Annotated in this window: 17 protein-coding genes; 9 read left to right on the top strand and 8 right to left on the bottom strand. The window is 71.5% G+C overall.

The features are described from left to right. Positions 1-4 precede the first annotated feature (4 nt). Together IF54_RS0133350 and IF54_RS0133345 are read right to left on the bottom strand one after the other, a co-directional pair. The gene (locus tag IF54_RS0133350; protein WP_078616839.1) at positions 5-748 is read right to left on the bottom strand and encodes a zinc ribbon domain-containing protein; all 744 of its coding nucleotides are present in this window, start codon (positions 746-748) and stop codon (positions 5-7) included. Further along, positions 745-1,602 carry a Nif3-like dinuclear metal center hexameric protein gene (locus IF54_RS0133345; protein ID WP_030325658.1) on the bottom strand — a complete coding sequence of 286 codons (858 nt, stop codon included), beginning with the start codon at positions 1,600-1,602 and terminating at the stop codon, positions 745-747. Before IF54_RS0133345 ends, IF54_RS0133350 begins: the two co-directional genes overlap by 4 nt. A gap of 187 nt (positions 1,603-1,789) precedes the next feature. Between IF54_RS0133345 and IF54_RS0133340 the strand changes: the two genes are divergently transcribed. Beyond that, complete coding sequence (locus IF54_RS0133340; RefSeq protein WP_030325657.1) at positions 1,790-3,376, top strand: hypothetical protein; 1,587 nt, start codon at positions 1,790-1,792, stop codon at positions 3,374-3,376. Between the two features lie 96 nt (positions 3,377-3,472). Then, the gene (locus tag IF54_RS43130) at positions 3,473-3,625 is read left to right on the top strand and encodes a hypothetical protein (protein ID WP_199821276.1); all 153 of its coding nucleotides are present in this window, start codon (positions 3,473-3,475) and stop codon (positions 3,623-3,625) included. A 70-nt stretch (positions 3,626-3,695) separates the two neighbouring features. Here IF54_RS43130 and IF54_RS0133330 read toward each other — a convergent pair whose 3' ends face one another. Genes IF54_RS0133330 through IF54_RS0133320 form a run of 3 tightly spaced genes read right to left on the bottom strand, consistent with a single transcriptional unit; the run spans position 3,696 to position 6,644 of the window. Further along, a complete protein-coding gene (locus tag IF54_RS0133330) occupies positions 3,696-4,643 on the bottom strand; it encodes a 3-oxoacyl-ACP reductase (RefSeq protein ID WP_030325655.1) in 948 nt (315 codons plus the stop codon). A 12-nt stretch (positions 4,644-4,655) separates the two neighbouring features. Further along, positions 4,656-5,732: a Zn-dependent alcohol dehydrogenase gene (locus IF54_RS0133325; RefSeq protein ID WP_030325653.1), complete on the bottom strand. Its 1,077-nt coding sequence runs from the start codon at positions 5,730-5,732 to the stop codon at positions 4,656-4,658. Between the two features lie 54 nt (positions 5,733-5,786). Continuing rightward, positions 5,787-6,644: a MaoC/PaaZ C-terminal domain-containing protein gene (locus tag IF54_RS0133320; RefSeq protein ID WP_030325648.1), complete on the bottom strand. Its 858-nt coding sequence runs from the start codon at positions 6,642-6,644 to the stop codon at positions 5,787-5,789. A gap of 373 nt (positions 6,645-7,017) precedes the next feature. Between IF54_RS0133320 and IF54_RS0133315 the strand changes: the two genes are divergently transcribed. Both IF54_RS0133315 and IF54_RS0133310 read left to right on the top strand, forming a co-directional pair. After that, complete coding sequence (locus IF54_RS0133315; protein WP_030325645.1) at positions 7,018-8,508, top strand: sensor histidine kinase; 1,491 nt, start codon at positions 7,018-7,020, stop codon at positions 8,506-8,508. A gap of 238 nt (positions 8,509-8,746) precedes the next feature. Next, a complete protein-coding gene (locus IF54_RS0133310; RefSeq protein ID WP_030325643.1) occupies positions 8,747-9,379 on the top strand; it encodes a response regulator transcription factor in 633 nt (210 codons plus the stop codon). A 67-nt stretch (positions 9,380-9,446) separates the two neighbouring features. On the opposite strand, the gene IF54_RS0133305 is transcribed toward IF54_RS0133310, so the two are convergent. The 3 genes from IF54_RS0133305 to IF54_RS0133295 all read right to left on the bottom strand — a co-directional run bounded on the left by IF54_RS0133305 (position 9,447) and on the right by IF54_RS0133295 (position 12,424). Further along, positions 9,447-10,265 carry a hypothetical protein gene (locus tag IF54_RS0133305; protein ID WP_030325642.1) on the bottom strand — a complete coding sequence of 273 codons (819 nt, stop codon included), beginning with the start codon at positions 10,263-10,265 and terminating at the stop codon, positions 9,447-9,449. Then, positions 10,262-10,801, bottom strand: a complete 540-nt coding sequence (locus tag IF54_RS0133300; RefSeq protein ID WP_030325641.1) for a SigE family RNA polymerase sigma factor — start codon at positions 10,799-10,801, stop codon at positions 10,262-10,264. Before IF54_RS0133300 ends, IF54_RS0133305 begins: the two co-directional genes overlap by 4 nt. 153 nt (positions 10,802-10,954) lie before the next feature. Beyond that, on the bottom strand, positions 10,955-12,424 hold the full coding sequence (locus tag IF54_RS0133295) for an MFS transporter (RefSeq protein WP_030325640.1): 1,470 nt from the start codon (positions 12,422-12,424) through the stop codon (positions 10,955-10,957). 136 nt (positions 12,425-12,560) lie between these two features. Here IF54_RS0133295 and IF54_RS0133290 point away from each other — a divergent pair, with 136 nt between their 5' ends. The 5 genes from IF54_RS0133290 to IF54_RS0133270 all read left to right on the top strand — a co-directional run bounded on the left by IF54_RS0133290 (position 12,561) and on the right by IF54_RS0133270 (position 17,818). Next, complete coding sequence (locus IF54_RS0133290) at positions 12,561-14,294, top strand: MFS transporter (RefSeq protein ID WP_030325638.1); 1,734 nt, start codon at positions 12,561-12,563, stop codon at positions 14,292-14,294. 182 nt (positions 14,295-14,476) lie between these two features. Next, complete coding sequence (locus IF54_RS0133285) at positions 14,477-15,130, top strand: class I SAM-dependent methyltransferase (RefSeq protein ID WP_030325636.1); 654 nt, start codon at positions 14,477-14,479, stop codon at positions 15,128-15,130. A 22-nt stretch (positions 15,131-15,152) separates the two neighbouring features. Then, the gene (locus tag IF54_RS0133280) at positions 15,153-16,067 is read left to right on the top strand and encodes an N-acetylmuramoyl-L-alanine amidase (protein ID WP_030325633.1); all 915 of its coding nucleotides are present in this window, start codon (positions 15,153-15,155) and stop codon (positions 16,065-16,067) included. 98 nt (positions 16,068-16,165) lie between these two features. Beyond that, positions 16,166-16,711 carry a hypothetical protein gene (locus tag IF54_RS42840; protein ID WP_159002255.1) on the top strand — a complete coding sequence of 182 codons (546 nt, stop codon included), beginning with the start codon at positions 16,166-16,168 and terminating at the stop codon, positions 16,709-16,711. A gap of 285 nt (positions 16,712-16,996) precedes the next feature. Beyond that, positions 16,997-17,818, top strand: a complete 822-nt coding sequence (locus IF54_RS0133270; protein ID WP_051735631.1) for a DUF5336 domain-containing protein — start codon at positions 16,997-16,999, stop codon at positions 17,816-17,818. Positions 17,819-17,858: the final 40 nt, after the last annotated feature.

The following is a 17,858-nucleotide window of genomic DNA, read 5'->3' as shown; positions in this document are numbered from 1 at the left end:
CTCCTTACAGACCGGAGTCGGACGTGCGCACCAGGATGCGACGGCAGTTCTCGCAGCGCACCACGGTGTCGGGCGCGGCCGCACGGACCTCGTTGAAGTCCGTGATGGAGAGCTCCTGACGGCAGCCCTGGCAGGTGCGCTGGTACAGCTTGGCCGCGCCGATGCCGCCCTGCTGCTCGCGGAGCTTGTCGTAGAGCTTGAGGAGGTCCGCGGGGACGACGGCCGCGATGACCTCGCGTTCCTTGGTCACCGAGGCGATCTCGCCGTCCAGCGTCTCGAAGGCCGCGTCACGGCGGGCCGTCGCGTCGTCGATCTTCGACTGGACGGAGGAGACGCGCTCGGTCAGCTCGGCGACGCGCTCCTGCGCGGACTCGCGGCGCTCCATGACCTCCAGGACGACGTCCTCCAGGTCGCCCTGGCGCTTGGCGAGGGAGGTGATCTCGCGCTGGAGGTTCTCGAGGTCCTTCGGGGAGGTCACGGCACCGGAGTCCAGGCGCTGCTGGTCGCGGGCGGCGCGCTGGCGCACCTGGTCCACGTCCTGCTCGGCCTTGGTCTGCTCACGGGCGGTGTCGCTCTCCTCGGTCTGCGCGGCGACGAGCAGGTCGCGCAGCTGGGTGGCGTCCTTGGTGAGCGCCTCGATCTCGGCGTGCTCGGGCAGCGACCGGCGCTTGTGCGCGAGCTGCTGGAGGCGGACGTCGAGGGCCTGGACGTCGAGAAGTCGGATCTGGTCGGCGGGCGCGGCGTTCAGTTGGGGGCTCCCAGTGAGCTAGAGGTCGGGTTGGACGCCGCGTGGGCGGTCCAGGGGTCGGTGACCGTCTTCGAGACATGCACGCGCAGGTCCCAGCCGTGACGGTCGGAGATCTCGTCGAGCTGGGCGGCGGCCAGCTCGCACCAGGGCCACTCGGTGGCCCAGTGCGCCGCGTCGAGCAGCGCGAGGGGACTGTGGGCGACCGCTTCGGACACCGGGTGGTGGCGCAGGTCGGCGGTGAGGAAGGCGTCGACGCCGGCCGCGCGGACCTGGTCGAAGAGGCTGTCGCCGGAGCCGCCGCTGACGGCGACCGTGCGGACCGTCGCCCCGGGGTCGCCGGCCACGCGGATGCCCTGCGCGGTGGCGGGCAGGCGTTCGGCGGCCCGGGCGGCGAGCTCCCTGACCGACAGGGGGTGCTCCAGCTCGCAGATCCGCCCGAGGCCGCGCCGCCCGTCCGGGTCCGACGGGTCCGGCACCAGCGGCCGTACGACACGGAGGTCCAGCGCGCCCGCGAGGGCGTCCGAGACACCCGGGTCCGCGGTGTCCGCGTTGGTGTGGGCCACGTGCAGCGCGATGTCGTTCTTGATGAGGGTGTGGACGACGCGGCCCTTGAAGTGGCTCGCGGCGACCGTCGTCGTACCGCGCAGGTAGAGGGGGTGGTGGGTGACCAGCAGGTCCGCGCCCAGCTTCACCGCCTCATCGACGATCTCCTGGACCGGGTCGACGGCGAAGAGGACCCGCCCGACCTCCTGGTCGGGGTCGCCCACGACGGTGCCGACCGCGTCCCAGGACTCGGCCCGCTCGGCGGGCCACAGGCTCTCCAGCGCGGCGATGACTTCAGACAGACGGGGCACGGGGAAAAGGCTACCTGCCTGGTCCACCCCGTTGAACCTGAGCCGCCCAAGGCGGCCCGCTCAGCACAGCCGCCCCGTTTCCCTCAGGCGAATCGTTCCTGTGCCACCCCTTTGTGTGAAGCGGAAGCCCGCCCGTCCCACGCCCGTGCGTACGAAAACTACTTTCGTGGCCGGAGGTGATCAGACGATGACGGCCTGTGCCATCGAGCCCGCGGCGTCGGACGAGGACGTGGACGGCGACGGGGGCGGGGAGAGCCCGCGGACGGAGTACGTGATCGCTGAGGACGGGGGCGGGGACGGGGGAGGTCCGGGGACGGAGTATCCGGGCGCCCTGGACGGGGGAGGTCCGGGTGCGGAGTACCTGGCCACCGTGGGTGCCGACGAGTACGGGGATGCCGACCACAGGATGGCCGAGCCGGCGGAGTACCCGGGCGCCGGGAACGGGGAAGCGCTGGGGGCCGGGTACCCGGGCGCCGGGAACGCGGAAGCTCCGTGGACGGAGGACCCGGCCGCCGCCGCGGATACCGAGTACGGGGATGCCCCGTACGGGGATGCCCCGTACGGGGGTGCCGAGCACGGGGGTGCCCACCACGACCCAGCCACCCGAGCCGCATGTGTGATCACCGTCGACGGTTCCTACGCCGCCCGGCTCGCCCGGCACGGTGACTCATGGTTCCCGGAGCGGTGGACGCTGGACGGGCCCGAGCCCTACGCGGTGCCGCTGCCGGGCCGGCAGCCGGAGGAGCCCGGCACCGAGGTGCACCCCATGGGCGACGGGCGGGTCCTGATCAGGCGGTTCGCCGACGGGCGGCACAACTTCGCGCTGCTGTACCCGACCGGGCCCGAGACCGGCGAACTGCCGCTGGGCGCGGTCGAGTGCCCGGACCGGGCAACGCTCCTACGGCTGCTGCCGCCGGCGCCGGGCGGAGAGAAGGCGTACGCCCTCGCCGTGGGCCGGCGTTCCAGTGCCGTGTGGCTGGTGACGGGCGGTGCGTTCGGGCCCGAGCATCTCGCGGAGATCCCGGGGCGCTGCTCGGGCGGGGTGTGGCTGGACGGGACGGGGCGGATGCTGGCCCTGGACCGCGAGGTGGGCGGGCGGACCAAGACGATCGTCGTGGACCTGGAACGGGGCGGTGAGGTCTCTCCGCTGCTCCAGATCGCCGAGGGCAGCGACGACCGGCTGCTGCTCGCCGACCCGGACAGCGGGCTGCTGCTGATCTCCTCGGACGCGCCGTCGCCGGGGCGGCCGCGTCTGGGCTGGGGCGTCCTGGGCAGCACACTGCCGGTGCGCTTCCCGGAGTGCCTGCGGGTGCCCGACTGTGCGGTGACGCCGTTCGCGATCCAGCCGGAGCAGGTCCTGATGCCGGAGAACTGCGGGGTGGCGCTGCGGGTCGACGGTCCGACGGGCAGCTGGGTGGGCGTGTGGCGGCCCGCGGCCCGGCAGCTGGAGCATCTCCCGGCGCCCGAGGGGTGGTTGACGGGTGCGGGTCTGTGGACCGGGCAGGGGGAACTGCTGCTGCCGTACGCCACGGAGGGGATGCCGTGCGGGGTGGTGCGGTGGGCGGCGGCCGGGTCTCACTCCGGGGAGGCGGGCGGCCGCGAGAACCCGGGGTCGGGGGAGCCCGGGTTGAGGGAGACGGGGGTCGGGGGCGTGGGCCCGGAGGATCCGGAGGGCGGGGTCGGCTCGGCCTCGGAACCGGGTCCTCCGGAGCCTGTCGCACTGCGCCCTGTGCCCTTGCAGCAGGCCCCGTTGGGCAATCTTGTAACGAAGTAGTGCCGGTTGGTCCGGCCGCCTGGAATCGCCCTGTGGTGTGCCGGTTAAACTCGCCCCGCTGTAAGAAAGATCATGTTGACGGGGTGAATTACTTCCATGAGCGACGCCAGCACGAACCAGTCGACTGCCGACGTCCAGGAGCCCACGGGCCACGGCAGGCACCGGGGTCCGGTCTCGGTCCAGGACAGCGAGACCGCCCCGCGTGGGCGGCACCGCAAGTCGGTCGAGCAGACCGAGGCCGCGGCCTGACGGCGGACGACGACACACGGCCCGCTCCTCTCACGGGGAGCGGGCCGTTGCGCGTCCACTCCCCTCGTTTCTACTCCCCCCGTTTCAGCCCCAGCACTTCGGCCGCAGCGAACGTCTCCCCCGCCGGCCGCCGCGCGTAGTGCGGGGTGAGCAGCGCGTCCAGTTCGTCGTAGGTGAAGGTGTCCTGCTTGCTGTCGAACTTGGCCTGCACCCGCGGTCGTTCGACGACGGCGATCATCCCTCCGTGCACAACGAGCAGCTGGCCGTTGACGCGCTCGGCGGCCGGTGACGCCAAGTAGCCGACGAGCGGGGCGACATGCTCGGGGGCGAGCGGGTCGAGTCCCGACTCCGGCTGCTCGAAGCCCGCTCCCGCGAAGACGTCCTCGGTCATCCGGGTGCGGGCGCGCGGGCAGATGGCGTTGGCGGTGACGCCGTACTTGGCGAGCGCGAGGGCGGTGGAGGTGGTGAGTCCGACGATTCCCCCCTTGGCGGCCGCGTAGTTGGGCTGCCCCGCGGACCCGGCGAGGAACGCCTCCGAGGAGGTGTTGACGACACGGCCGTACACCGGCCCACCGGCCGCCTTGGACCGCTCACGCCAGTGCGCCGCCGCGAACCGGGTCGTGTTGAAGTGGCCCTTGAGGTGGACCCGGATCACGGCGTCCCACTCGCCCTCGGTCATGGAGAAGACCATGCGGTCGCGCAGGATGCCCGCGTTGTTGACGAGGATGTCGAGCTTGCCGAACTCCGCGATCGCCAACTGGACCAGTTCTCTTGCCTGTTCGTGGTCACCGACGTCACCCGTGTGGGCGCGGGCCTGTCCTCCCGCGGCCCGGATCTCCTCGGCGACCTGCTCGGCCGGGCCCGCGGAGGCCTCGCCGGAGCCGTCCCGGCCGGGCTGTCCGTAGTCGTTGACGACCACGGCCGCGCCGAGCCGGGCCAGCTCCAGCGCCTCGACCCGGCCGAGCCCCCGGCCGGCCCCGGTGACGACGGCCGACAGTCCCTCAAGTGGCAGCGACATCAGTGGGGTTCCTCAGATCTCGATGCATGTGCGGAGGGAGGTCCCCGTCCGCATCTGGTCGAGCGCCTCGTTGATCTCGCCGAGCGGCACCCGGTGGGTGATCAGGCCGTCCAGGTCGACGCGGCCGGCCCGCCACAGGGCGATGGTCCGCTCGTAGGAGCGCAAGACGTCCCCGCCGCCGTACATGGACGGCAGGATGCGCTTCTCGTCGAAGAACAGCTCGAACATGTTGAGCTGGAGGAAGTCGTCCATGGCGCCCGCGCCGACGACCACCAGGGTGCCGCCGCGCCGGGTCGTCTCGTAGGCCGTGCGGGCGGTCGCCGACCTGCCGACGACCTCGAAGACGTAGTCGAAGCCCTCACCGGCGGTGACCTGCTGCTTGGCGTCGGCGAGTTCGTCCGGGGAGACGGCCCGGGTGGCGCCGAACTTCAGGGCGGCCTCGCGGCGGGAGGCGACCGGGTCGACGGCGACGATCTCGGCGGCGCCCTTGAGGCGGGCCCCCTGGACGGCAGAGATGCCGACGCCGCCGCAGCCGATGACGGCGACCGACGAACCGGCCTCCACATCCGCGGTGTTGAGCGCGGCTCCGAGCCCGGTGGTGACCCCGCAGCCGATCAGGGCCGCTATGTCGAAGGGCACGTCGGCGGGGATCGGCACCGCGCAGCCCGCGTCGACGACGACCTCCTCGGCGAAGGTGCCGGTGCCCGCGAAGCCGAAGACATCGCCGCCGGGGCGCCGGAAGTTGGGGGTGCCCGCGTTCATGAACCCCGCCAGGCACAGCTCGGTCTGGCCGCGCTTGCAGGCCGGACAGACCCCGCAGGCCGGCAGCCAGCACACGACGACCCGGTCACCGGGCTTCAGGTGCCCGACTCCCTCACCGACCTCGACGATCTCCCCCGCGCCCTCGTGGCCGGGGACGAAGGGTGCCGGTTGCGGCAGGACCCCGCCCATCGCGGACAGGTCGGAGTGGCACAGGCCCGTGGCCCGGACCCGGATCCGCACCCTGCCGGGCCCGAACCCCACCGCCTCGACGTCGTCTAGGACCTCGAGTTTTTCCTGGCCTATCTCGTGCAGTACGGCTGCGCGCATGGTGCGGCTCCCCTCGTACGGCGTGCTGGTTCAGGAGTGTTCTGAAGCGGGTGCTCAGGCGTGTTCGACGACGGTGTCGGCGAGAACGGGCGCGTCGTCGCGTTCCACGGCACTGACGGCGACCCTGGTGGACTCCGGTGTGTGCCACATGCGGATCCGCAGGGTCTCCCCCGGGTAGACGACTCCGGCGAACCGGGTGACGTAGGACCGCACCCGGGTCACGTCTCCGCCGAGCAGGGTGTCCACGACCGCCTTGAGCGTGATGCCGTAGGTGCACAGCCCGTGCAGGATGGGTCGCTCGAAGCCCGCCACCTTGGCGAACTCCGGGTCGGCGTGCAGGGGGTTCCAGTCGCCGGAGAGCCGGTACAGCAGTGCCTGGTCCTCGCGGACAAGGCGCTCGACGGTCCGGTCGGGCTCGCCGGCCGGGGGTTCGAGACGGGCGGAGGGGCCCCGGTCGCCGCCCCAGCCGCCCTCTCCCCGGACGAAGATCTGGGCGTCGTTGGTCCACAACGGGCCCTCGGCGTCGGCGACTTCGGTCCGCAGGACCAGGACGGCCGCCTTGCCCTTGTCATAGACGGCGGCGATCCGGTGGGTGGCGGCGGCGGTACCCGCCACGGGGAGGGGCCGGTGGATGACGAGACTCTGCCCGCCGTGCAGCACCCGGGCGAGGTCGACCTCGATGCCCGGCATGGACAGACCGCTGATCACCCCCGGCGACCCGGAACCCGCGACGGTGGCGAAGCTCGGCAGGACGTGCAGCCGGGATTCGAGGGTGTAGCGCAGTTCGTCGGGGTCGGTGGCGGGGATGCCCGCGCCGATCCCGAGGTGGTAGAGCTGGACGTCCTTCGAGGTCCAGGAGATCTCGCCGGTCCGGGGCTCGGCGGCGAGGGCTGCGGCGGCATCGATGGGCATACGGCTCCTGACAGTGACGGATTGAAGACCTCGGTACGGCCGTCCGCACCGTCGGCCGCACCGAGGTCGTCGCGGGCCGATCTAGAACGCGTTCCAGTCCGGCGCCCTCTGTATAGCCGAGCCCACCGCACTTGTGAAGGCTCCTGACGGAGTGTCAGGTCCGCCGCTTTTCCTGGCTCGCGGCTTCTCCCGGCTCGAGGCTTCTCCCGGCTCGCGGCTTCTCCCGGCTCGCGGCTTCTGCCGGCTCCGGCACCCGGGACATTTGTCCTGCCCGAGTCCGTACATCCGCATCTCCCGGACCGGGGCGCCGCTCCGTAGCGTTGTTCCCGTCGTCTCGGCCGCACGCCGGGAACCTCGGAGCGGAGGAACGGTCATGTCCTGGTCGCGCAAGCTCTCGTGCCGCGTGGGCGGACTCCGCCAGGAGGTGCGCTCGGCGCGGGAACACCAGCGGTACTACGAGGCCAACAAGAAGCAGCTCAAGGCCGAGTACAAGGCCGCGCAGAAGGCCGGGGACGTCCCCACGAACGCCGGGCTCGGCAGCGGTTTCGGGCTTCTGCCGTGGCTGCTGCTGGGGATGGGCGCCTTCTCCAACCTCTTCCAGGGCGAGGCCGCCAACCCCTGGATCGCCGGCCTCGGGCTGCTCACCTTCAACTCGCTCTACATCTACGTCGCCTTCCGCGCCTTTCGCAGGGAGACCAGGGACTCGCTCTCCACCCGGCTGGCGCTGGTGGTGCTGGGTCTGGTGACCTGCGGTCTGGCGATGGGGTACGGCGGCAACTGGCTGCTGTTCTTCCCCCTGTTCGGACTCGCGACCGGTGCGGTGGTGCGACTGCCGCACCTGCGCTGGGTGGCTGCCGTGGTGACGGTGGTCGCCGGCGTGGCCTCGGTCCTCCGCGACGGCTGGGGCGGGCTCGACACCGCCTACGCCACCTGGATCTCCACGATGGTCACGGCCGCGATCCTGTCCCTCTCCGAGGCGGTACGGCAGTTGCGGGAGGCCCGTGAGGAACTGGCCCGGCGCGCGGTCGAGGAGGAACGCCTGCGGTTCTCCCGGGACCTGCACGATCTCCTCGGCCACACCCTGTCGGTGATCGTGGTCAAGTCGGAGGCGGCCCGTCGGCTGGCCCCGGGCAACCTGGACGCGGCGCTCGTCCAGATCTCCGACATCGAGTCGGTCGGCCGCCAGGCCCTCACCGAGATCCGCGAGGCGGTGACCGGCTATCGCGAGGGCAGCCTCAGCACCGACCTCGACCGGGCGGCCTCCGCGCTGCGCGCCGCGGGCATCGAGCCGACCGTCCACCTCTCCGGCCCGCCCCTTGCCGCCCAGACCGAGGCGCTGCTGGGCTGGGTGGTCCGCGAGGCGGTGACCAACACCGTCCGGCACAGTGGGGCGACCCGGTGCGAGATTTCCGTAAACGGCTCGGCGGAACGGGTGCGGCTGCGGGTGTGGGACGACGGCCGGGGAGAACTCGCGGGGGCGCACGGCTCTGCGGGGAGCGACAGCACTGCGACTGCGCCCCCCGAGCCGTCTGTGTCGCCCGTGTCGCCTGTGTCGCCTGTGTCGCTTACGCGGGCTTGTGCCGATGCGGTGGCCGGGGCGCAGGCGCCGGGGATCGGCGGGACCGGGCTCAGGGGACTAGCCGAGCGGCTGGCCGCGGCCGGGGGGCGGTTGGAGGCCGGGGCCGGACCACGGGGCGGGTTCGTGGTCCGGGCCGAGCTGCCGGTCGAGTCGGTGGAGCCGGGGTGGAGTGGCGGAGAGGTGCCGGGTGGTGGAGAGGTCCCGGGTGGTGGAGAGGTCCCGGGTGGTGCAGCGGGGCGGGCCGATGCGGCGGCGGGGGCCGGTGGGCCGGTGCGGGCCGGCTAGCGGAGGGGCGGGGCCCGGGTTCCGTGCACGAAGGCCACGTCGAGCCGGCCCTCGGTGACCATGGGCAGCAGCGCGTTGCCCTCGGCGCCCCTTCACCCCGCCCCTCCACCCCGCGCCCCTCCCCCCCGGCCCTTGCCGCTCCCTCTTCAGTTCTCACTCTTCAGTTCTCAAGGACCACGCGCGTCAGCGCACCCAGGTCAAGTCACCCCCCGCCCCCTACGCTTGGGCCGTGAACGAGATGCCCCGGGATCACCGGCCCGCCAAGTCGATCCGCGTCCTGCTCGCCGAGGACCAGGGCATGATGCGCGGGGCGCTCGCGCTGCTGCTCGGGATGGAGCCGGACATGCAGGTGGTGGCCAAGGTCGCGGCAGGGGACGCGATCGTGGACGCGGCCCTCACGCACCGCCCCGACGTGGCCCTGCTCGACATCGAACTGCCGGGCATGAGCGGTCTGGACGCCGCCGCCGAGCTGCGCGACCAGGTGCCGGACTGCCGGGTGCTGATCCTGACCACCTTCGGGCGGCCCGGGTATCTGCGCCGGGCGATGGAGGCGGGTGCCGCCGGTTTCCTCGTCAAGGACGGACCCGTGGAGGAGCTGGCCGCGTGCATCCGCCGGGTGCTGACCGGTGAGACCGTGATCGACCCCGCCCTCGCCGCGGCCGCTCTCAGCGCCGGCCCGAACCCGCTCACCGCCCGTGAGTGCGAGGTCCTCAAGGCCTCCACGGACGGCGCGACGGTGGCCGACATCGCCGACAGGCTCCATCTGTCCGAGTCCACCGTCCGCAACTACCTCTCCTCCGCCATCGGGAAGACCGGCACGCGCAACCGGATGGAGGCGGTGCGGGCGGCGCGGCAGCAGGGGTGGCTGTGAACTCCGCCCCTCCCCGCTCGATCTCCCCTTCCTGCTTGGTCACGCCTCCCTGCTTGATCACCCGCCCCTACTTGATCACCTCCGCCGACTTGTACTCCGTGCCCTTCGGAGCCAGGCACACGAACCAGTCGTAGGGCGAGCCCTCAGCCGAGCGGATCACCCCGGCCTTGGTGCCGCTGCCGGTGCCGGCCCGCTCCGCCACGGTCACCGTCTGGTTCGTCCAGTTGCAGTTGACGCGCTGGGCGGTCCTGGCGAGGGCACCGACGACGAGACGGATGTCCTTGTCGCCGGGGGCGAGAGGGAGGGCTCCTGAAATGAGGTCCGTGGTGGTCATCCTGTCCGAGGCGGGGACCACGTTCTCCATGACCTTCGACCACGTACCGCCGTAGTCGCGGTGCACGAAGTACGCGATCTTGCCCACCAGGTCCGAGGCCTTGCGGACGTCGGCCGGGTCCTCGCCGTGCGCCCGCATCGCGTTCAACGTGGCCTGGGCCTCCGCCGTGTCGACCGGCGCCGGCCAGGTGTCGAGGGTGACCCGCCACTCCTTGCCGTCCTCCGTGCCCGACGCCAGCGTGACCCGGTTGGCGGGCTCGACCACGCCGGGCGTGCGGGTGACCGTGGCCGGTGGCTGGGTGGCGACCGCCGCTCCGCCGCCGCTGTCCCGGCCCGGCAGCCCCGCCGCGGCGAGCGTCGCCGAGGAGCCCGCGAGCACCAGTGCCGTGGCCGCGGCCACCGCCCAGCGGCGGGCCCGGCGCCTGCGGCCACCGCGGATCACCGCGTCGTAGGGGGCTATGCCGATCTCGACCTCGTCGGCGGCGTCGGCCAGCAGGAGGGCGATGTCGCTGTCGCTCATGTGGTGGTTCGTCTCCCGGTCCGCGCTCGTCACTTCCGGCCTCCCTGCGTCACCGTGTCGGCCAGTCCGGGTATGGCGCGAAGTTTCGCGATCCCCTTGGCCGCGTTGCTCTTCACCGAGCCGACCGAGCAGCCCATCGCCTCGGCCGTCTGTGTCTCGGTCAGGTCCTCCCAGTAGCGCAGGACTACCGCCTCCCGCTGCCGGGGAGGGAGTTGGGCCAGCGCCTTCAGCAGGGCGCTGCGGTCGTCGGCCTGGGCGATGCGGTCGCCGGTGTCGGCGACCTCGCGCACCAGGCCGGAGTCGTCGCCCCTTGCCAGGAACTCCCTGAGCCTTTTGCGGTGCTTGCGCGCGTGGGCGTTGACCATCACGCGCCGTACGTACGCCTCGGGGTCATCGGCCGAGCCGACCTTTCGCCAGGCCACGTAGACCTGTTCGAGCGTCGACTGGACCAGGTCCTCCGCCGCGTGCTGCTCCCCCGTGAGGAGAAATGCCGTCCGCATCAGCCGTGGCCAGCGGCCGATGACGAAGCCCTGGAACTCCTCGTCCCGGGCCTGTTTCCGATCCCCCATGGGCACCTCCTAGATGTCTGAAGGAGTCCATGAGCACGCCGGATCGTTGCCCCGCCCGACCGGAAACTTTTTCAACGCCCCACCAGACCGGCGTTCCCCCCTCACCGGCACCTGCGTCACCAGACCGGCGATCCCCCCTCACCGGCACTTCCGTCACCCGACCGGCGTTTCCCCCTCACCAGCACCTCCGTCACCCGCCGAGACCCTCCTCGGCAGCCACACCACCATCAGCACCACCGCCCCCGCCAGCACGGCCGTCCCCGCCCGGAAGGCCAGCGCATACCCCTCCGTCAGGGCCACGCTCGAAACCTCGCCGCCCGTTCGGGCCGTCGCGAGGGTCGACAGGACCGCCAGGCCCAGTGAGCCGCCCATCGTGCGGGAGGTGTTGATGAGGCCGGAGACCAGGCCCGCCTCCCCCGGCGCCGCCCCGGACGTGGCCAGGGAGGCGAGCGGGGTCGAGGCGAGGCCCGCGCCCAGCATCATCAGGATCCCGGGGATCATGATCGAGGTGACGTACCGGCCGTCCGCCGTCATCGTCGACTGCCAGGCGTAGCCGGTGAGCGCGACGAGGGTCCCGAGGACCGCCACATGGCGCGCTCCGAGCCGGCGCATCAGACGGGGCGCGAGCTTGGAGCCGAGCACGATGGCCAGGGAGCTGGGCAGCATGGAGAGTCCGGCGTCCAGCGGGGAGTACCCGAGGACGTTCTGGGCGTAGAGCGTGATGAAGTACCAGGTGCAGAACAGGGCGGAGCCGCTGAGGAACATCGCCGCGTTCGCCGACGCCACCGCCCGCACCCTGAGCAGTCCGAGCGGCATCAGCGGAGCCGCCGTACGGGACTCGACGAGGAGGAAGGCGGCCACGAGCGCCGCTCCGACGGCCAGCGGCACCAGGGTGGCGGCGGCCGTCCAGCCCGAGGCCTCGGTCTGTGAGATTCCGTACGCCAGTACCGCCAGGCCCCCGGTGACCAGCAGGGCGCCGGGCAGGTCGAGGCGCCGGCCGTCCCCGGCGCGGCTCTCGGCCAGCCACAGCAGCGAGCCGAGCAGGACCACCGCGCCTACCGGCACGTTGATCAGCAGCACCCAGCGCCAGGACAGGGTGTCCACCAGGAGGCCGCCGAAGAAGCCGCCGGCCGCGCCGCCGCCCGCGCCCACGGCGGTCCAGGTGGCGATCGCGCGGGCTCGCGCGGGGCCCTCCGGGACGGCCGAGGTCACGATGGTGAGGGTCGCGGGGGCCAGCACCGCCGCGCCGAGCCCCTGTGCCGCGCGGGCGAGCAGCAGCTGTCCGCCGCCCTCGGCCAGCCCGCCGGCCAGCGAGGCCGCGGTGAACAGGCCGAGCCCGACCACGAACATCCGCTTGCGCCCGTAGAGGTCGCCGGCCCGGCCGCCGAGCAGCATGAACCCGGCGAAGGCGATGGAGTAGGCGTTCACGACCCACTGGAGGCCGGTGCCGCTCATGCCCAGGTCGGCGCGGATGGAGGGCAGCGCCACGTTGACGACGGACACGTCGAGCACGACCAGGAACTGGCCGGCGCAGGCCAGCGCCACGACCAGCCAGGCGGGGGGTGCGGGACGGGAACGGCCGGACACATGAGCGAGGTCAGGGGCTTCGAGCATGACGGTCATGTTCTCAACCGGGGCCCGCTTCCCCAAGAGAATATAAAGAAATCGTTAGTACGCCGAAGCATCGGAATAGTTGCCCATGCATACGTAGTTCAAGCCACACGTAAGCCGATCTTCCAGGCCCGGAGGCCTCCCTCACATGACGCACACGCCGACAGACCAGCCCAACCGGAGAGCGTCCGGCGCTGTCGTCCCGGTGCTCGCCTTCGCGGGCATCGTGGTCGCGGTGATGCAGACCCTGCTCGTCCCGGTCATCAAGGACCTGCCGCAGCTGCTGAACACAGAGCCCAGCAACGCCACCTGGGTCCTGACGTCCACCCTGCTCTCGGGTGCCGTCGCCACCCCGATCATGGGCCGCCTCGGTGACCTGTACGGCAAGCGCCGCATGCTGATCCTCAGCCTCGCGGTGATGGTCGTCGGCGCACTGGTCAGCGCCCTCACCAGCGACCCGCTCACGATGATCGCCGGCCGCACCCTCCAGGGTTTCGCCATGGGTGCGATCCCCCTCGGCATCGGCCTGATGCGCGACATGCTGCCCCGCGAGAAGCTCGGCTCGGCGATGGCCCTGATGAGCTCCTCGATCGGCGTCGGCGGCGGACTCGCGCTGCCGCTCGCGGCACTGGTCGCCCAGCACGCCGACTGGCACGCCCTCTTCTACGGCGCGGCCGGCCTCGGCGCCCTCGCGATCGGCCTCACCCTCCTCGTCGTACCGGAGTCCCCCGCGCGCGCCGAGGGCACCTTCGACGTGCTGGGCGCGATCGGCCTCTCCACCGGCCTCGTCCTCTTCCTCCTGCCGATCACCAAGGGCAGCGACTGGGGCTGGACCTCCGGCACCACGCTCGGCCTGTTCGCCGCCTCCGCGGTCGTCCTCGTCCTGTGGGGCGTCATGGAGCTGCGGGTGAAGGCCCCCCTGGTCGACCTGCGCACCACGGCCCGCCCGGCGGTCCTCTTCACCAACCTGGCGTCGATCATGGTGGGTGTCTCCTTCTACGTCGTCTCGCTGGTCCTTCCGCAGCTGCTCCAGCTCCCGAAGGCGACGGGCTACGGCCTCGGCCAGTCGATGGTCGTCGCGGGTCTGCTGGTCGCCCCGCTGGGCCTGACGATGATGGTCACGGCGCCGGTGTACGCCCGCCTGTCCGCGAAGTACGGGCCCAAGTTCACCCTCATCCTCGGCATGCTGATCATCGCGATCGGCTACGGCGCGGGCCTCGGCCTCATGAGCGCGGCCTGGCAGAGCCTCGTGATCGCGGTCGTGCTGGGCGCGGGCATCGGTCTGGCGTACTCCTCGCTCCCCGCGCTGATCGTCGGGGCGGTCCCGGCGTCGGAGACGGGCGCGGCGAACGGCCTCAACACGCTGATGCGTTCCATCGGTACGTCCGTGTCGAGCGCCGTGATCGGGATGGTGCTGGCGAACACGGCGAACGACGTCGGGGGTGTCGCGGTCCCGACGATGCACGGCTTCCGGGTGTCGTTCCTGATCGCGACGGGCGCGGTGGCGATCGGACTGCTGATGGCGGTGTTCCTGCCGAAGCCGAACCGGGCTCCGCAGCTGCGGGCCAGCAGCGAGGAGGAGGCCAACCTGGAGCACGCGGAGGAGGTCCTTCGGGGCTTCCGGGGCCGGGTCCTCGACGCCTCCGGCGCTCCGGTCGCGCGGGCCAAGGTCACGCTGATCGACCGGCGGGGCCGGCAGGCGGGTTCCGCCGTCGCCGACGAGGACGGGGTGTACGCCCTCGGCGTGCCGGGCGGCGGTGCGTATGTGCTCGCCGCGCGAGCCGCGGGCCACGGTCCGCTCGCCTCGTCGGCGACGCACACCGGGGACGAAGGCGCGGTGAGCCTGGACCTGTCCCTGCCGGGCGAGACGGTCACGACCTGACCGCCGCCGCACACTTCACCGCACCCCTGTTCCCCCTCTGGGACGGGGGTGCGGTGCGTCACCGAGGAGCCACCAGAACGACCGGCACCCGCCCCCCGTCTCCACCCTCACGGGGTGTGCGGCAGCATGGGGCGTCCGCAGGCGCTCCGGCGTCTGTTGCTCATACCACCGAGAGGAACCCCATGGCCGCGGCCGCACCCAAGCCCGAGATCCTCGTCTCCTTCGAGGCCGCGAAGGGATTCATGCCCCTGGGCGAAGGGCTGGCCCTGTACGAGGCCGCTCTGGAGGCCGGGCGGCTCGGGCTGCCGCTTCTCGAAGTCGGCACGTACTGCGGCCGCTCGGCGATCCTGCTCGGGGACGCGGCCCGGGAGACCGGGGTGGTCGCGCTGACCGTCGACCACCACCGGGGCAGCGAGGAGCAGCAGCCGGGGTGGGAGTACCACGACCCGGAGACCGTCGACGCCGAGCTCGGGGTGATGGACACGCTGCCGGCCTTCCGGCGGACCCTGTACCGGGCCGGCCTGGAGGAGCACGTCGTCGCGCTGGTCGGACGGTCGCCGCAGATCGCGAAGGTCTGGGGGACGCCGCTCGGACTCGTCTTCGTCGACGGCGGCCACACCGACGAGCACGCGAACGCCGACTACGAGGGCTGGGCCCCGCACGTCGCCGAGGGCGGACTGCTCGTCATCCACGACGTGTTCCCGGAACCGGAGGACGAGTTCACCGGTCAGGCGCCGTACCGGATCTACCTCCGGGCCCTCGCCTCCGGCGCCTTCACGGAGGTCTCCGCGACCGACTCGCTACGGGTGTTGCGCAGGACGCGGGCAGGGATCTGAGCGTCGGGTTAGAGTCGCAGACGTGTCGTACGCAGGCCCTGAATTCGAGTCCCCGCAGCCGCGCCGCCCCCGCCGCCGGCCCCTGGCCCTCGCCCTCGCCGTGCTGGTGCCGGGCGCCCTGCTCGGGTGGCTGCTGTACGAGGGGGTGGGCGGGGCGGCCGACGCGGGCGGCGGGACGACGGTCGCGGTGGGCAAGGTGACGAGCACCGCCCCGCCGAACGTCTCCTCCACCACCGCCGACGACAGGAAGCCGCCCCTTCCGCTCAAGGGGAAGGTCGTCGTCATCGACCCGGGTCACAACCTCACCAACTTCCGGCACACGGCCGAGATCAACCGCAAGGTCGACATCGGTACGAACCGCAAGGAATGCGACACGACGGGGACGTCCACCAACTCCGGTTACGCGGAGGCCAAGTTCACGCTCGACGTCGCCCACCGGCTGCGCACGCTGCTGGAGAAGCAGGGCGCCACGGTGAAGTTGACGCAGGACGCCGACCGGCCCTACGGGCCCTGCGTGGACGAGCGGGCCCGGATCGGCAACGCGGCGAAGGCCGATGCGGTGGTGTCGATCCACGCGGACGGCGCGGGCTCGGGCCGGCGCGGCTACCACGTGATCCTGCCGGGCCGTGTCCACAAGGGCATCGCCGACACCCGCCGTATCGTCGCCCCCTCCGCCACCCTCGGAAAGCGCATCGCGGCCGACTTCGGACGCGTGACGGGCACCAAGCCCTCCAACTACGTCGGCAACGGCACCGGCATGGTCACCCGCACCGATCTGGGCGGGCTCAATCTGTCGAAGGTTCCCAAGGTCTTCATCGAATGCGGCAACATGCGCGACAGCAAGGACGCGGCGTTGATCACCAGCGCGGCCTGGCGCCAGAAGGCCGCGCAAGGGATCGCAGCAGGCATCGGCGGCTATCTCTCAAACACGCTCTAGTTGTCCTCAAATGCATTGCGATCGCATGCACATCAGTTCTTGAATCTTGTTGACCAAGAACGATCAAGACTCGCTCATCCGTGAGCCGAGGGGGAACTGTGCAACGCCGAATCGCCCTGCGCGGGGGACTGTCCGCAGCAACTGCCACCATCCTGACCATCTGCCTTTCCGGCGCAAGCACCGCAAGCGCAGCTCAGTCCAGCGCAGCAGCCGGTAACCATGTCGCAGCCAGCGCTCAGAGCACAGGCAAGGCCACTTACTACGCGTTCGGGAAGCCCAAGCACGTTAAGTCCATACCCAGCATATGCGGCAAGACAGTAATCGCCGAGGCCTCCGGGCGAGGGCCCATCACCCTCCGTATCGACGAGACCCACTCTCAAAGCACCACCTACTCGAAGAACTTCTCCGTCAACTACGAGTCCCTTACCGCGGCTGTCGGATGGGACGTCACGAAGTCCAGGAGCATCACAGTCAGCGGCGCCAAAGATGTGGCTCGGGGCAAGTACGGCGTCCTCAAGGCATACACAAGGTACTCCGGCAAGCAGTTTGACGTGTACAGGACCATCATCCCTTTCGAGCGGATAGCGAAGGACGTGAAGGCCTACAAGCCGATAGGCGTTTGCTACGCGTACACCGCCAGCTAGTCCACTGCCAGCGGCGAACTTCCCACTCAGGATCGGCGAGGACGCACGTTGGGCATACCGACGGGCGTCCTCGCCCTCCGAGCAAGCCGGGTCTGAGGACTCTGTGAGTTTTCTGCATGGGTCGCATCGCTGCATGATTCCGGGCGGACACCCTGCCCGGACTGGCGATAGTGTCGTCCGTAAGATGAGGGGCCATCCCCGTGCTTCACGCCGGGACCTGACGGCACCATGGTGCCGGCTACGCCTCCTGCCGACGACGAGACGACCTGCGAAGGACCGACTGACGTGAATATCCGCTCCCTCACTCGAGGCGACGGCGTGGTGATCGGAGCAGCGGTGTTGCTGTTCATCGCGTCGTTCCTCAACACGTACTCGGCTGAAGGTGACAGCAAGATCCCCAACGCCTGGGACAACCTTGGCCTGGTGATGAGCGTCTACGTCGGCGGCATCATCGGAGCGGCCCTTGTCGTCGTCGCCCGTGCGCTGCCGGAGCCACGCAAGGTCGCAGGACTCGATCTGGGACAGGTGGGCGTCGCCCTGACGCTCTTCGTCGCATGGACCTCGCTGTGGTCGATCATCGACCCGTTCGGCGCGTTCAGTGACAACTTCGATGGAACGGACGTTGGGGCCGGCATCGGCCTCATCCTTGGTCTTATCGGCGCGATCGTCCTCGCCGGGGCCGCCGTCGCCACGCCTCTCGTCCCCGCCCTCCAGGCCGGTCTGGTCCCGGCCCCCAAGCCGCTCCAGCCGCAGCCCTACGGCGCCCAGCCGCCCGGCGGTTACGGCTACCCGGGCGCCCAGCAGCCGGGGCAGGGCGGACAGCCGGGTCAGCCCTACGGCGGTCAGCCGCAGCCCGGTCAGCCCTTCGGCGCGCAGCCGCAGGCCTCGGCCCCGCAGCCGCCGGCCGCGGAGTTCTCGCCGTTCTGGTTCGCCGTGCCGGTGCCGCGTCCGCTGTTCGCGGAGGACGGTTCGCCGACGCCGATCGCCGAACTCGCGCCGGGTACCTGGTACTTGGCCGTGGAGCAGCGCGGTCCGGGCCTGGTCGCCCAGACGCAGGACGGTCGCCGCGGGGTGCTCCAGGACACGAGCGGCATCCAGCGCGGCTGAGCCCTTCGACGTCGCACGACGGCCCCTCGCCCCTTTCCGG

Origin of the sequence: Streptomyces sp. NRRL B-3229 (assembly GCF_000719505.1) — a bacterium.
GTDB classification, from domain to species: domain Bacteria; phylum Actinomycetota; class Actinomycetes; order Streptomycetales; family Streptomycetaceae; genus Streptomyces; species Streptomyces griseorubiginosus.
The sequence above is the reverse complement of the archived record's forward strand: the minus strand, read 5'-3'. Positions and strand labels throughout refer to the sequence as shown.